The following is a 14,854-nucleotide window of genomic DNA, read 5'->3' as shown; positions in this document are numbered from 1 at the left end:
AGGAGGTTTAAAATGAAAGAACTGCTTAGAAAGTTGCCTAAAGTAGAGCTACATCTTCATCTGGATGGCTCTTTGAGGGCCAAGACGGTAAAGGAACTGGCTGCTGAACAGGGAATAGAACTGCCTGCTGAGATGATAGAGGATTTGAAAAGTCATTTACAGGTTAATAGCAACTGGAGTAGTAGCTTAGAAGAGTATTTGCAGAAATTTGAGCTACCGGTAAAGATAATGCAGAGTAAAAAGGCTATCAGCAGAGTAGCCTATGAATTAGTAGAGGATGTGGCTAGTGAAAATGTTAGGTATTTGGAGTTAAGATTTGCTCCTTTATTGTTGACTGCAGAGCTGAGTAAAGAAGAGGTAGTGGAAACAGTATTAGCTGCTTTGCAGCGGGCAGAGGAGGACTATGGTGTTCAGTCTAGAGTTATTCTTTGTTGTATGCGTAATCAGGACCCGGCTCAAAGTACTAAAGTTGCTCAGTTAGCTTTGGACTACTTAACAGAAGGAGTAGTAGCTTTAGATTTGGCTGGTGATGAGGCTAACTTTCCGCCCGAGGAACACGAGCAGGCTTTCTGTCTAGCTAAGGGTGGTGGTTTGCATAGAACTGTTCATGCAGGCGAGGCTGCTGGAGTTGAAAGTGTCAGAAAGGCTATTGATTTTTTGCAGGCGCAAAGAATTGGGCACGGAATTAGGGCTGGCGAAGATGAGGAAACTTTAGAGATTATTAAGGAAAAGGAGATTGCTTTGGAAGTTTGTCCTAGCAGCAATGTACATACCGGAGTAGTTGATAGTTTAGGCGAGCACCCGATTAAGGAGTACTATCAAGAGGGAGTTCCAGTGACGGTTAATACCGATAATAGAACTGTTTCTAATACAACTTTAACCGAGGAGTATTTAAAGTTACAGCAAAGGCTGGACTTTAGTTTAGCCGATATTAAGGAGTTGATTTTAAATGGGGTTAAAGCAGCCTTTATTTCCAAGGAGGAACAAGAAGAGCTGCTGGAGGAGTTCAAAGCAGAGTTTGCTGCTTTAGATTAAGTTAATTCTAGGGAGTGTGAATGGAAGTTGTTTATTAGTAATAAATTATATAGTGATTATCTATTAGATTTTGTAGAGGTAGCTGAATTTTATGAATATAATCCTTATTCTCAGGAATCCTTTAAAAAAAGGAGCCATTATTTAAATAGCAATTATAACCAGTCTAGAGAGAAGTTATGTTCTGCTTTAGCGGACTATAATGCTCAGCTGGATGCTGGGGTCAAGACTTTAGAAAATATTGAATTACTAAGAAAAGCAGAGACGCAAGCGGTAGTTACTGGTCAGCAGGCGGGAGTTTTGACGGGCCCGCTTTATACAGTCTATAAGGCTATAACTGCTATTTTATTGGCCCGCAGAGCTACTGAAATTACTGGTCAGCCGACGGTGCCTATCTTTTGGGTAGCCAGTGAGGACCATGACTATCAAGAGGTTAATCATTTACAGCTGCTCAATAACGATAATCAACTTAGGAAGTTGGAGTTAGCTGGGCAGCCGAAGAGTGAGTCTATTTCGGTAGGTCACTTTAAGGTAGAAGAGCAGCTTGAAGAGTTAATAGATCAATTAGTGGCTGAGACTTATGCTACGGAGTTCAGAGCAGATATTGTGGCTGCCCTAAAGGAGATGGCAGCAGAGTCTAGCACCTTAGCTGATTTTTTTGCTAGCACGATGCTTTATCTTTTTGCAGATTACGGATTGGTTATTTTTGATCCATTGTTAGCGGAAGTTAGAGAGTTGAGTACTGAGATCTACCGTCGGCTGATTAATTCTCAGTCAGCGCTGGTTGAAAGCTTGACTGCTACTAATCAAGCTTTATTAGCGCAGGGTTATTCGCTACAGGTGGATAAGGAAGCTGAAAACACCCAGCTTTTTATCTATATTGAGGGAGAAAGAAATGCATTGCTGAAAGATGGTGAGGGCTTTGCTACTCGCAATCGCCGTTTTGAAGCTAGTCGCCAGGAGCTGTTGGCTTTGATTGAAGAGGAGCCTAGTCGTTTCAGTCCTAATGTCTTGGCTCGGCCGCTGGTGCAGGAGTATTTACTACCTACTCTGGCCTATGTGGGCGGGCCCGGAGAAATAGCTTATCATGCTCAACTGAAGAGCTTATATAGTGAGCTTAATTTGGAGATGCCGCTATTATATCCGCGCCAGAGCATTACTATTGTGGAGTCTAGAATTGCTGATTATCTAGATAAGTATGATTTAGGAAAAGAGGTTATCTTAGCCAATAATTTAAAACAAGCATTAGAGAAAGAATTAGCTGCTCGAGATGAATTGAATATTCCACGTACCTTTGAACAGATTAAAAAAAGATTTAGCAAGGAGTACGATCAGGTAATTCCAAAACTCAAAAAAATAGATCAAAACTTGGAAAAGCTAGGAGAGCAGAACTTAGAGAGAATCTTAGCTGAAGTTGATTATTTGGAGGAAAAGGCTAAACAGTTTCATAAACGAAATAGTGAAGTTTTAGTGAGACAGTTTAAGAAGTTGCAGCGAAACTTACTCCCCCAAGATAAGTTACAGGAACGAGTTTTGAATATCTTTCCCTATTTATTTAAGTATAGTCGGAGCTTGATTAATGAATTAGTAAACTATTTTGATTTAGATATTCTTGAACATAGACTGTTTTTTTACGAAGGTGTTGATAGCAATGAAGATTGATTTATTAGCCTTTGGTGCTCATCCCGATGATGTAGAGATTGGAGCTGGGGGAGTTTTAATTAATCATGCTCAAGCAGGCCATAAGACAGCAGTTGTTGATCTAACTGCCGGAGAGATGGGTAGTAATGGAACCGCTGAAATTAGGAGTCAAGAGGCTCAAGCAGCGGCTGAAATTATGGAGCTAGAGTTTAGAGACTGTTTGGGGTTGCCTGATAGCAGATTAAGAGTTAAGGAAGAGTATGTGGAAGCAGTGGTGGAAGTGATTAGGAGTTATCGGCCGCAGGTGGTATTAGCTCCCTACTGGAGGGATCGTCATCCTGATCATGAACAAGCTAGTCGTTTAGTCACTGAAGCTTGCCACAAAGCTGGTTTGAAAAACTTTCCTGGTAGGGGTGCTCCTTATCGTCCCCAAGCACTAGTTTATTATTTTCTCTCAGAGATAGAGGAAGTTGACTTTGCAATAGATATTTCTGAGCAGTATCAACAAAAAATGGAGGCTTTATTTGCTCATAGTTCGCAGTTTAATTATAGTCCGAAAGAGGATTTTAAAACAGTATTAAACGATTCCAGTTTTATTAATCAATTAGAGTCTAGATTTAGATATTTAGGTTCTTTAATTAAGTCGAAATATGCCGAAGGATTTAAGTATAAGCAGATGCTAGAGTTAAAGGATTTATTGAGCTTAGAGGGTGGTGTTTAAAATGAAGATTGGGATAGTTTGTTATCCTTCTTATGGAGGTAGCGGAGTGGTAGCTACTGAGTTGGGCAAGCAGTTAGCCCAGCGGGGGCACGAGATTCATTTTATTAGCTATGAACAACCTTTTAGATTAGACCAATACTATGAAAACTTATATTTCCATGAAGTAGATATTCCTTCTTATCCACTCTTTAAGTATCTACCCTATTCTTTGGCCTTAACTAATAAGATTGTGGAGTTAATTGCTCAGGAGGGGCTAGAGATAATTCACGCCCATTATGCTATTCCTCATTCTTTAGCAGCTTTTTTAGCTAGTACAATTAAAGAGCAAAGCAGGGTTAAGGTAGTTACAACTTTACATGGAACTGATATTACCTTAGTAGGTAAGAATAGTTCCTTTGAAAAAATTACTAAGTTTAGCATTGAGGCTAGCGATGGGATTACTACTGTTTCGGAGAGTTTAAAGCAGAATACTATTGAGACTTTTGGCATAGCTCCTTCGCGGATCGAAGCTATTTATAACTTTATAGATACTAAAGAATACTGTCGCGGTACAGCTGAACAAAAGTTTAGCTGGAATCGAGGAAAGGAAAAAAATATTATCCATATTTCCAACTTTCGAGAGGTGAAGAATATTCCCGATGTAATTGAGATCTTTGCTCAGATCAATCGGGAGGTTAAGAGTAATCTGCTTTTAGTAGGTGATGGGCCACAGCGACATAAAGCTAAGGGGTTGGTAAATAAGTTAGGTTTAGAGGAGCGAGTTTACTTTTTGGGTAAACAGGATAATGTGATTTCCTTACTTTCCAGCGCAGATTTATTCTTACTACCTTCGGCTAAAGAAAGTTTTGGGTTAGTAGCTGTAGAGGCTATGGCCTGTCGAGTGCCGGTGATTGCTAGTCGGACTGGAGGGCTGCCGGAAGTGGTTAAGGATGGGGTGACCGGCTTTTTAGCTCCGCCGGGAGCAATAGCAGAAATGGCGAGTTATGGGATAGAGCTATTGCAGAATCAGGAGTTGCAGAGTGAAACTGCTCAAAATGCTCGTCATTGGGTAGTTAGGAAGTTTAATGCGGAGCAGATTGTTACTCAGTATGAGAATTATTATCGGAAGTTAGTTAATAATTAATCTATTATGCTAGTTGAAACTATGTTAATGCATTGCTTAGTGTATAGTGTAGAGTTGAAGTTCAAAGTCAAATTCAAAAGCAATTTGACGCTGACTAAGTTCTGACAAAAATCTGACTAAAGCGTATAAGATTAAATAATAAACAAATTAAATATTTTAGGTTCTTAATGTACTAATATTTTAGTCTGAACTTAGTCGGACTTTAGTCTGCGTCTAATAGAATTTGAACTTTATTTCTTGAACTTATGCTTTTATCTATTCTCTATTTTCTATCATTTATCTTTTGAACTTAATATTAAGTTTAATTAAGGAGTTTGTTAATTAATTATTAACTATAGAAAGGGGTGTTATTAAAATGAGTATCTATCGACATCAAAATAAAAGAACTCTAGAAGAATTAGCTGAAGAGATTCAGATTAAAGAAGAAAGAATTAGAAACTTTTTAGTGGAAGAGCAGTTAGATGGGGTTATCATTGGTAAGAACTATAACTTTGCTTGGTTGACTGCGGGAGGTAATAATAAACTAACTAACAATCAAGAAACTGGAGCAGCAGAGATATTAATCACTAAAGGTGATAAGTATATTTTGACTAATAATTTAGAAGAACAGCGTTTGCGCGAAGAAGAGGTCTTTAATCAGGAGTTTACTTTTCTCAAGCGGAAGTGGCATGAACATAGAACAGTGGATAATTTAACTTCAGGTCTAAAGCTCGGCTCTGATTTACCTTCTAAAGGAGTAAGGTATGTGGGCCCAGAGTTAGCTGAACTACGCTACTCTTTAACTGAGTCTGAACTGGCTAAATATAAGGATATTGGCCAAAAGGTGGGCCAAATAATGACAGCTACCTGTCAGCAGTTGGAACCGGGGATTAGTGAGCATGAAGTAGCTGGTTTGCTAGCTAAGGAGCTGTGGAGCGTGGGAATTACTCCTGTTTCTTTGCTTGTGGCTGCTGATGAGCGGATTACTAAGTATGGGCATCCCCAGCCTACTGATAAGAGAGCTAATAATAGAGTTATAATTAGCCTTGCTGCTCAGTGTGAGGGTTTGATAGTTAGTTTAACCCGCTTAGTTTCCTTTGGTAGTCTGCCTTATCAGTTGGTGGAGCGCTTTGATGATCTTTTTGAATTGGAAAAACTCTATTTAGCTGGTACTGAGGTGGAAAGAGAGGTAGCAGAGCTGTTTAAGGAAGTGGTTGCTAAGTATAAGGAGCTAGGCTATGATGATGAATGGGAGCTTAGTGATCACGGTGGGGCCCTAGGTTATACAGTTAGAGACTACTTGGTAACTGCTGCTAGCGATAAAAAGATAGCGGAAAATCAACCTGTGGCTTGGTCTCCTGCTTTACCAGGCTTAAAACTGGAAGACACAGTGGTGGCTACTGCTGAGGGCCCGGAGTTAATTACTATGGATTCGGAATGGCCACACCGGAGTTATGTTATTGAAGGGCGTAAGTTGATACGGCCTGAAGCGATGATCCTTTAGCATAATTTTCTTTAGGTTGGGATAAAATATAAGGTGTGTTTTTTAAAAATACTTAGGAGGGATTTCAAATGGCAATCAAGTTTGGAACTGATGGTTGGAGAGCAGTGATGGCCGATGATTTTACTTTTGCTAACTTGGAGATAGTAGTACAGGCAATAGTTAATTACTTAGAGGATCACGATAAGACCGATAATGGAATCTTTATCGGTTATGATAATCGCTTTTTAGCAGAGGAGTTTGCGGAAGTAGCGGCTAAGGTTTTAATTGGTAATGGGATTGAAGTAATGGTGGCTGAGACACCGCTGCCGACTCCAGTGACAGCCTTTGCAATTCAGGATCAGAACCTGGATGGTGCTTTGATGTTAACGGCTAGTCATAATCCACCTACTTATAATGGAATTAAGTTTATTCCAGAGTATGCGGGCCCGGCTATGCCTGAGATTACTGATCAGATTGAAGAAGAGGTAGCTAAGGTGCAACAGAATGATAATATTAAGCGCTGTAGCTATCAGGAAGCAGAAGAAAAGATGCAAAAGTTCAATCCTAAACCGGCTTATTTGGAACATTTAAATGAAATAATTGATCTATCAGCGGCTAAGGATAAAAAACTAAAGGTTTTAGCAGACCCAATGTATGGGGCGGGAATCGGTTATTTAAGTGAGATTTTGGAGCCTTTGGGAATTGAGATAGAGGAAATGCATAATCAGCGTGATCCTTTCTTTGGGGGGAGAATGCCTGAACCTATGGCTTCCCATCTACCGGAATTGATAGATAGAGTGAAGAAAGAAGACTTTAATTTAGGCTTAGCTTTGGATGGTGATGCTGACCGCTTTGGGATTATTACTGAAAAGGGAGAGTACCTAGTACCGAATCAGATTCTCTTCTTATTGTTAGATCACCTATTGGAGGAGCGAGGTTTAAGCGGCGATGTAGTTCGTACGGTAGCTACTACTCATATGCTGGATAAGATGGCTCAAGAAAAAGGCTTTGAGGTCTATGAAACTCCGGTTGGTTTTAAGTATATCGGTAATGCTATGCTGGAAAAGGATATTATTATCGGTGGCGAAGAGAGTGGAGGCTTGAGTATCAAAGGTCATATTCCAGAAAAGGATGGACTTTTAGCCTGTTGTTTAATCATTGAGATGGTCTTAAGTAAAGGTAAGCAGCTTTCGCAGATTTTGAAAGAGGTTGAAAATAAGTACGGTAAGCTGCTTAGCGAGAGATTGGATTTGGAGTGTAGGCCTGAGGAAAAGGCAGAGGTAGTGGATAAAATTGAAAACTTTGCTGGGGAAGAGATAGCTGGGCAGAAGATTGTCAAGAGAATAGATAAGGACGGCATGAAGTTGGTTTTAGAGGACGGTAGCTGGTGTTTGATGCGTCCTTCAGGGACTGAGCCAGTAATTAGGATTTATGTGGAGACCTCCGATCGTAAATTGATGGAAAGGATTCAAAATGATGTACGGGCTGAGCTAGATATTTAATTTTAGAATCCTCTATCCTCTGGATAGGGGATTTAAGATTTAATGAAGGTGAAAAGGAGGATACTTCAAGGTTAATCCTGAATAATATACTCAGGAAAGGAGTCTACAAATGAAAACTGCCCAAAGATTATTAGCTATAGATGTAGGTGCTGGAACTCAAGATATTTTGCTTTATGAAGCCGGTCAGCCTATTGAAAACTGTGTTAAGTTAGTTTTACCTTCCCCAACGGTGATTAAGGCGGCAGAGATTAAAGAGGCTACAGAACAAGGTCAGGATCTCTTTATCAGTGGTCGACTGATGGGGGGAGGAGCCAATAAAAAGGCTATTCAAAAGCATTTGGAGGCTGGCTATCAAGTCTATGCTCAAGCTAATGCAGCTAAGACTATCAAGGATAATTTGGAGCTGGTAAGAGAGCTAGGGGTTGAGATAGTGGAAGAGCCTCCGGCGGGTGATTATCGAGAGGTTAGCTTTGGCGATGTAGATTTAGAACTATTAGCAGACTCTTTGGCTGGTTTTGGAGTTGAACTGCCGGATGAATATGCTTTAGCTGTTCAGGATCACGGTGAAAACTTAGGCGGAAGTGATCGCCAGTTTAGATTTGAGCATTGGCAGAGTTTTGTAGAAGGTGGAGGAGAGCTGGCAGAACTCAGTTATTTGGAGATCCCTGATTATCTGACTAGGATGAAAGCCGCACAGAGTTTAGCTCCGGGGGCCCTATTGATGGATACTGGAGCGGCAGCTATTCGCGGTGCCTTGTGTGATCCACAAGTAGCAGCTCAACAAGAGCAGGGAGTAGTGGTAGTTAATATCGGTAATTTACATACTTTAGGTATTTTGGTTAAAGGAAATCGAGTGCGAGGACTTTTTGAACATCATACTTCTTTGATGACTAGCGAGAAATTAGTTGACTATATTAATCGGCTACAGAGCAAGGAGTTAAGTAATCAGGAGGTCTATGCTGACCGAGGCCATGGAGCCTATATAGATCCTGAACTAACTGAGCAGGACTTTGGGTTGGTGGCTGTAACCGGGCCCAATCGACATTTGGCAGCCGAACTAGGTTACTACTTAGCTGTTCCGTGCGGAGATATGATGCTTTCGGGCTGCTTTGGTCTGGTAGCTGCTGCTAAAGAGCAAGGACTAATCAGTAGCTGATGGAGATTATTTTTAAAGTGTATAAATGAGGTGAGCTAGTGTGGAAATGGACTTAGATAGTGGAATTTATAATTTAATTATCTATTTGGACAAGGCTAAAGAGCTACAGATAGGTAGCTTAGGGGAGTTTCATTTTCAGTCTGGATACTATATCTATACCGGTACAGCCCAGCGAGCTTTGCGGGCCCGGATAGCCCGCCATAAAAGTAAAGATAAGAAGTTACACTGGCATATAGACTATCTGTTGCAAGTAGCTGAAGTAGTAAAGGTTTTAGTTTGGCCCGGTGATAAAAAGGCTGAGTGTCGTTTACATAAGCAGCTGGCTATTCAAGAAGAGCTAGCAGTTCCAGTATTAGGTTTTGGAGCTAGTGACTGTAACTGTAAAAGCCATTTATTATACTCAGCTCAGTTACCGAAAATAGATCAGGATTATTATATTCAGATGATAAATGATAAAGGATAGAGGTGACGCGGAGCTAGTGCCAGTAGTGATAGATAAAGTTCAAATTTAGCTATAAGTCGTGAGCTGTGATTCATGAGCTTAATTCAAGAGCATAAAAATAAGACCTAAAAATCATAAAAATCCCTTGATATTAGGGGTTTGAACTTGGTTTTGATTTGGGTTTATGGTTTTGAACTAGCTCACGGCTCATAGCTCAAGACTCATAACTGTTGCACGCAGTGCAACAATCTATCTATAAAAGAGCAAATCAACTAGAAAAATGTGTATTAAGTTAACGCAGGTGAGTGTGTTATATAACTTTATATAGAAAGGAAGATAGTAATGGCGGATCAGGAAGGAGAACTGCAGAGCTTAGCAGAGGTAAAACAGCTATCTGTGTCAGCAGACAGACTGTTGTACTCTGCTAATCACGATGAGATTAAACGTGGTTTAACCACTGACGTTTACTTTATTAAGACTAGGGAGGTTTTAAAGGAGTTAGACTTAGGTCAGCAACAGGTAACGGCAGAGGTTTTTGCTAGTAGAGCAGGAGTTTTAGCAGGAGTTGAAGAAGCTCTTAATCTATTAGCCGATAAGGAGGTTAAGGTTTGGGGTTTAGCTGAAGGAAGTAATATGGAACAGAAAGAGGTAGTTTTGAGAATTGAAGGCAGTTATAATGACTTTGGAATCTTTGAAACTTCTATTTTAGGAACCTTAGCTAGTTCCAGCGGTTGGGCTACGGCAGCAGCAGAGTGCAAGGAGGCAGCTGGTGAGATACCGGTACTCTGCTTTGGAGCTCGTCATATTCATCCAGCAGTAGCTCCAGTAATGGAAAAGGCCGCAGTTATAGGTGGAGCAGCTGGAGCTAGTTGTATTTTGGGGGCTAAATTAGCTGGTCAGGAACCTTCGGGAACAGTACCCCATGCCTTAATTCTGTTAGCAGGCGATACTTTAAAGGTAGCTCAAACTTATCATGAGATAATGCCAACGGAAGAGCCACGGATTATCTTAGTTGATACTTTTAAGGACGAGGCTGAAGAAACTTTGCGTTTAGCAGCGGAATTAGAGGAGAGTTTAGATGGAGTACGGTTAGATACTCCTTCGGAAAGAGGAGGCGTAACTCCTGCTTTAGTTAAGGAGGTTAGAGCTAGGCTGGATCAGGCTGGCTATGAAGAGGTAAACCTCTTTATTTCCGGGGGAATTACTCCTGAAAGAATTAGTAACTTGAAAGAGTTAGGAGTGAGCGGTTTTGGAGTAGGAAGCTATATTTCTACTGCTGAGTCTATTAATATGACTATGGATATTAAGGAGATAGGGGGAAAGCCAGTAGCTAAACGAGGTAGAATTCCAGGTATTACTAAAAATGAGCGATTGAAACGATTAATCTAGTGCAAGGAGGGCCCGAATTGGGTGATTATGTAGTTGGAGTTGATTTAGGTGGGACTAAGATATTGACTGCTGTGGCAGATTTAGAGGGTAATATCTTAGCTAACAGTAGGTTAGCTACTAAGGCTGAAGAGGGACAGCAGGCAGTGATAGCTAGAATAATTGAAAGTATAGAAGATGTTTTAGCTCAAACTGAGCTGAATAAAAAGGTTATAGCTGGAGTAGGAGTAGGCTGTCCTGGTCCTTTGAATGCTGAAGAAGGGATTGTCTATCATGCTCCTAATTTAGACTGGCAACAGGTCCCAATCAAAGATATATTAGCAGATAAATTAGCTTTACCAGTCTGGATTGAGAACGATGCTAATGCAGCAGCTTTAGGTGAGAAGTGGTTTGGAGCAGGTCAAGAGGTAGATAACTTAATTTATATTACCGTCAGTACCGGAATTGGAGGCGGGATTATTATTAATCGCCAGCTTTATAGTGGAGCTAATTACAGTGCCGGAGAAATAGGCCATATGACTATCAATCCTCAAGCGGCTATTCAGTGTAATTGCGGTAATTTAGGTTGTTGGGAGACCTTAGCATCAGGTACTGCCTTAGCTCGTTTAGGCCAGGAGGCAGTAAGAGCCGGCAGAGATACTTTAATTGCTCAGTCAACGGCAGAGATAGAGGATATTGATGGACAAGTAGTAACTGAGGCTGCCGCTGCTGGAGACCAGGTAGCTCAAGAGTTAGTAAAGGAAGTAACGAATTATTTAGGAATTGGCATAGCTAATTTAATTAATATCTTAAATCCTGAGTTGATAATTTTGGGTGGAGGAGTTATCGAAGCTGGCGATATGATTGTAGAACCGATTAAGGAAACAGTCAGTTGGCGTGCTTTAGAGGATTCGGCAGCAGCAGTGGAGATTTTAGTTTCGGAGTTAAAAGAGGAAATAGGAGTTGTAGGAGCAGTAGCTAAGGCTTTAGTAGAGTTGGATATTTTAAAGTAGGGTAGTTAGTAACAAGAATTATTTTATATGAATTGGAAGATAGATTTATTCTGGGGAGGATAAGTAGTGTCTAAAGTAGATTTAAATAGCGATCTAGGGGAGAGCTTTGGTAACTATATTTTGGGTTTAGATAAAGAAATAATGGCTTATATTACTTCTGCTAATATTGCCTGCGGAGCCCACGCTGGAGATCCCTTGGTAATGCAGAAAACAGTACAGCAGGCCGTAGAAAACGGGGTTGCTGTGGGGGCCCACCCTGGTTTTTTTGATTTAATGGGCTTTGGACGGCGAGTTATAGAGGTAACGGCGCAGGAGGTTAAAAGTTATGTTAAATATCAGTTAGGAGCTTTGCAAGCCTTTGCTAAAGGAGCCGGAAGCAAAGTGGAACATGTTAAGCCTCACGGAGCTTTGTATAATATGGCTACTGACAATCCAGAAATAGCTATGGCTATTGCTGAAGGTATTTTTGAGGTGGATCGAGAAATTATACTAGTAGGCTTAGCTAATAGTGAATTAATTACTGCTGGTCAAAAACAGGGTTTACAGGTAGCTAATGAGGTTTTTGCCGATAGAGCTTATAATGAAGATGGTACTTTAGTTCCTAGAGAAGAAGATGGAGCAGTAATTCATGATTCAGAAGTAGCTATAGCTAGAGTAGTGAAGATGATTAAAGAAGCTAAGGTGGAGGCTATAACTGGTGAGGAAATTGCGATTCAAGCAGATACAGTCTGTGTGCATGGTGATAATCCGCAGGCGGTGGAGTTTGTCGAGGAGATTCGAGCTGCCTTGTTAGCTGAAGGGGTGGAGATTGCTCCTTTAAGAGAGATAAAGGACAATTAATAGTTTACAGTTAATAATTAATAGTTAATAACTGAAGTTTAAAAGATTAAAAGCTATTGTCGGGCACTATACATTATTGTTATAAAGTTCAAAAGATTAAAACCTATTGGACACAGACTAAAATCTGACCAAGTTCTGACTAGACCTTAAAACATAAAATCAAAAACTTAGAACCATATTAAAATCAAGCTTAAATTAAGTTTTAGGTTTTATTCGTGTCAATTAGTGCTCATTAGTGGTTTCAACAGGTTTTAAGGTTTTATGTTTTAGTCAGATTTTGTCAGAACTTAGTCAGCGTCTAATTGTCTTTGAACTTTATTTCTTGATCTTAATCTATCCTCTATCATTTATCATCTATCCTCTGAAACATTAGAACGATATTGTTTCGTTCTTAAAACTTAACTATAAACTATAAACCGTTAACTACAGCGAAGCAATAAGTTGTTCATTATTCATTGTTAATTATTAATTGCTAATTACAGAGTTGGGAAAAGGAGTGAGCAGGACATAATGAAAGAACATATTTTAGCTATTAATCTCGGTTCAACCTCCACTGAATTAGCTATTTATAAAGGGGCTGAAGAGCTTTGGCAGGAGCAAATAAGCCATTCTACAGCAGAGTTAGCGAAGTTTGACCGAGTCAATGAACAGCTTCCCTGGCGACAGGAGCTGATAATAGATAGTTTGGTAGCAGCTGAAGTGGAAATAAAAGAGTTAGCAGCTATTGCAGCTCGGGGAGGAGCAGGGTTGGATGCATTGCCGGGCGGAGTCTATAGTATTGATGAAGTAATGGTTGCTGACTTAAAAGCTGCTAAAAATGCTGAACATGCTTCTAATCTAGCTGGGATTATTGCTTTTGAACTCAGCCAAGAGTATAAAATCCCTAGTTTTGTGGTAGATCCGATTACAGTAGATGAGTTTCCGCTGGTAGCGAGACTATCAGGTTGGTCTAAACTACCTCGTCGCTGTCAGTCGCATGCTCTTAATTTGAAGGCTATTTCTAGAAATGTGGCTGAGGACTTAAATAGAGAGTTAACAGAGCTGAGGTTGATTGGAGTTCATTTAGGTGGTGGCTTTTCTATTGCTCCCATCAAAGAAGGAAGGATAATCGATGTCAATAATGCTAATCAGCAAGGGCCCTATTCACCAGAAAGAGCAGGTGGGCTACCAGTGATGCAGTTAGTGGACTATATCTATGCAGAAGAGCCCACTAAAGAGGAGCTGCAAAAAGAGCTGATAGTTCAGGGAGGCTTAGCTTCCTACTTAGGTACTAATAGTGGCGAAGAGATAGAAGAGCGCATCAAGGATGGTGATGCTCAGGCTGAATTAGTTTATCAGGGAATGATCTATCAGTTAGCAAAAGAAATTGGTGCCATGGCTACCGTGTTAAAAGGAGAGGTCGATGCTATTTTTTTAACAGGAGGTTTGGCTAACTCTGATTATTTAGTGCAGGAGATTATAGCCAGAGTGGGGTATATTGCTCCGGTGCGACTTTATCCCGGAGCCGAAGAAATGAAGCATTTAGCTCAGGGAGTGGGAAGAGTTTTAACTAAAGTAGAGTCAGCTAAGGACTATGATAGAGCCAGAAAGAGCTTTAATCAGCGCTTAGCTGAGTATGAGCAATGGGATATACAGTGGAGGTGAAGGACTTGTTTAGCGATTTCGATGAACTATTGAATGCAGCTAAAAAAGCAGCAGTTAAGAGATTAGTAGTAGCCGCGGCCGGCGAAAAAGAGGTATTGAAGGCAGTAAAGCTGGCTATTGAGGAAGGTTTAGTAGAGGCTACTTTAGTAGGAGCAGTAGCTGAAATTAAGGCTCAGGCTGCTGAGGTAGGATTGGACTTAAGCGAAGTAGAGTTAGTGAGCAGTCAAAGTCAGGCTGCTGCCTCCAAACGGGCCGTAAAGTTAGTTAGTGAGGGCTCGGGAGATATCTTAATGAAAGGTTTAGTGGATACTTCGCTGTTGATGAAAGAGGTACTTAATGAAGAGTATGGCCTGCGTCAGGAGCAGTTAATCAGTCATATTGCTATGGTAGAAGCTGAATCTCTAGGTCGCTTGGTTTTTATTAGCGATGGGGGAATGAATCTCAAACCCGAGCTGAAAGAAAAGCAGCAGATTATTCAGAATGCCGTAGATGTTACTGCTAAGTTAGGCTGGGATGAGCCTAAAGTGGCTGTTTTAGCAGCAGTGGAGAAGGTGAATCCCCAAATGCCGGAGACTGTAGAGGCAGCTGCTTTGGCTAAGATGGCCCAGCGGGGACAGATTACTGGTGCTTTAGTGGAGGGCCCTTTGGCTATCGATATTGCTCTTTCAAAGGAAGCAGCTAAAATGAAAGGGGTTGAGGGTCAGGTAGCTGGTCAGGCAGATATACTGATAGTGCCAGAGATTGTAGCCGGTAATATCTTAGGCAAGAGTACTATTTACTTTGCTGAAGCTAGAATTGCTGCCTTGATTGGCGGCACTACTCAACCAGTAGTATTGACTTCTCGAGCCAATACTGCTCAGATTAAGTTGATTTCTATAGCAGCTACTGTACTAATGAGTGAATAAATTTCAAG

13 protein-coding genes are annotated in these 14,854 nt (G+C 40.7%); all 13 read left to right on the top strand.

Features of this window, described 5'->3' with window-relative positions; translation table 11 throughout:
- Positions 1–12 precede the first annotated feature (12 nt).
- The 13 genes from add (at position 13) to MWH30_RS03220 (ending at position 14,846) form a co-directional block, all read left to right on the top strand.
- Positions 13–1,035 carry an adenosine deaminase gene (add, locus tag MWH30_RS03280; protein ID WP_248662619.1) on the top strand — a complete coding sequence of 341 codons (1,023 nt, stop codon included), beginning with the start codon at positions 13–15 and terminating at the stop codon, positions 1,033–1,035.
- 27 nt (positions 1,036–1,062) lie between these two features.
- Complete coding sequence (bshC, locus tag MWH30_RS03275; protein WP_248662618.1) at positions 1,063–2,694, top strand: bacillithiol biosynthesis cysteine-adding enzyme BshC; 1,632 nt, start codon at positions 1,063–1,065, stop codon at positions 2,692–2,694.
- Entirely contained in the window at positions 2,684–3,394 is a 711-nt protein-coding gene (bshB1, locus tag MWH30_RS03270) for a bacillithiol biosynthesis deacetylase BshB1 (protein ID WP_248662617.1), read from the top strand. Before bshC ends, bshB1 begins: the two co-directional genes overlap by 11 nt.
- Position 3,395: 1 nt before the next feature.
- A complete protein-coding gene (bshA, locus tag MWH30_RS03265; protein ID WP_248662616.1) occupies positions 3,396–4,517 on the top strand; it encodes an N-acetyl-alpha-D-glucosaminyl L-malate synthase BshA in 1,122 nt (373 codons plus the stop codon).
- 355 nt (positions 4,518–4,872) lie between these two features.
- On the top strand, positions 4,873–6,000 hold the full coding sequence (locus tag MWH30_RS03260) for a M24 family metallopeptidase (protein WP_248662615.1): 1,128 nt from the start codon (positions 4,873–4,875) through the stop codon (positions 5,998–6,000).
- A gap of 68 nt (positions 6,001–6,068) precedes the next feature.
- Entirely contained in the window at positions 6,069–7,481 is a 1,413-nt protein-coding gene (locus tag MWH30_RS03255; RefSeq protein ID WP_248662614.1) for a phosphoglucomutase/phosphomannomutase family protein, read from the top strand.
- 109 nt (positions 7,482–7,590) lie between these two features.
- Positions 7,591–8,637: a DUF1786 domain-containing protein gene (locus MWH30_RS03250; protein WP_248662613.1), complete on the top strand. Its 1,047-nt coding sequence runs from the start codon at positions 7,591–7,593 to the stop codon at positions 8,635–8,637.
- Positions 8,638–8,683: 46 nt separating this feature from the next.
- Positions 8,684–9,100 carry a GIY-YIG nuclease family protein gene (locus tag MWH30_RS03245; protein WP_248662655.1) on the top strand — a complete coding sequence of 139 codons (417 nt, stop codon included), beginning with the start codon at positions 8,684–8,686 and terminating at the stop codon, positions 9,098–9,100.
- Between the two features lie 321 nt (positions 9,101–9,421).
- Entirely contained in the window at positions 9,422–10,468 is a 1,047-nt protein-coding gene (locus MWH30_RS03240; RefSeq protein ID WP_248662612.1) for a nicotinate phosphoribosyltransferase, read from the top strand.
- 17 nt (positions 10,469–10,485) lie between these two features.
- Positions 10,486–11,457 carry an ROK family protein gene (locus MWH30_RS03235; protein ID WP_248662611.1) on the top strand — a complete coding sequence of 324 codons (972 nt, stop codon included), beginning with the start codon at positions 10,486–10,488 and terminating at the stop codon, positions 11,455–11,457.
- Between the two features lie 66 nt (positions 11,458–11,523).
- Positions 11,524–12,297 (top strand): LamB/YcsF family protein, encoded by a 774-nt coding sequence (locus MWH30_RS03230; RefSeq protein WP_248662610.1) that lies wholly within the window; start codon positions 11,524–11,526, stop codon positions 12,295–12,297.
- 510 nt (positions 12,298–12,807) lie between these two features.
- Positions 12,808–13,941 carry a butyrate kinase gene (gene buk / locus MWH30_RS03225; RefSeq protein ID WP_248662609.1) on the top strand — a complete coding sequence of 378 codons (1,134 nt, stop codon included), beginning with the start codon at positions 12,808–12,810 and terminating at the stop codon, positions 13,939–13,941.
- A 5-nt stretch (positions 13,942–13,946) separates the two neighbouring features.
- Complete coding sequence (locus tag MWH30_RS03220) at positions 13,947–14,846, top strand: bifunctional enoyl-CoA hydratase/phosphate acetyltransferase (RefSeq protein ID WP_248662608.1); 900 nt, start codon at positions 13,947–13,949, stop codon at positions 14,844–14,846.
- Positions 14,847–14,854 lie beyond the last annotated feature (8 nt).

Origin of the sequence: Fuchsiella alkaliacetigena (assembly GCF_023227765.1) — a bacterium.
Classification (GTDB): Bacteria; Bacillota; Halanaerobiia; order Halobacteroidales; family Acetohalobiaceae; genus Fuchsiella; species Fuchsiella alkaliacetigena.
Note: the sequence above shows the minus strand (reverse complement) of the source record. Positions and strands in the feature narration are given on the sequence as shown.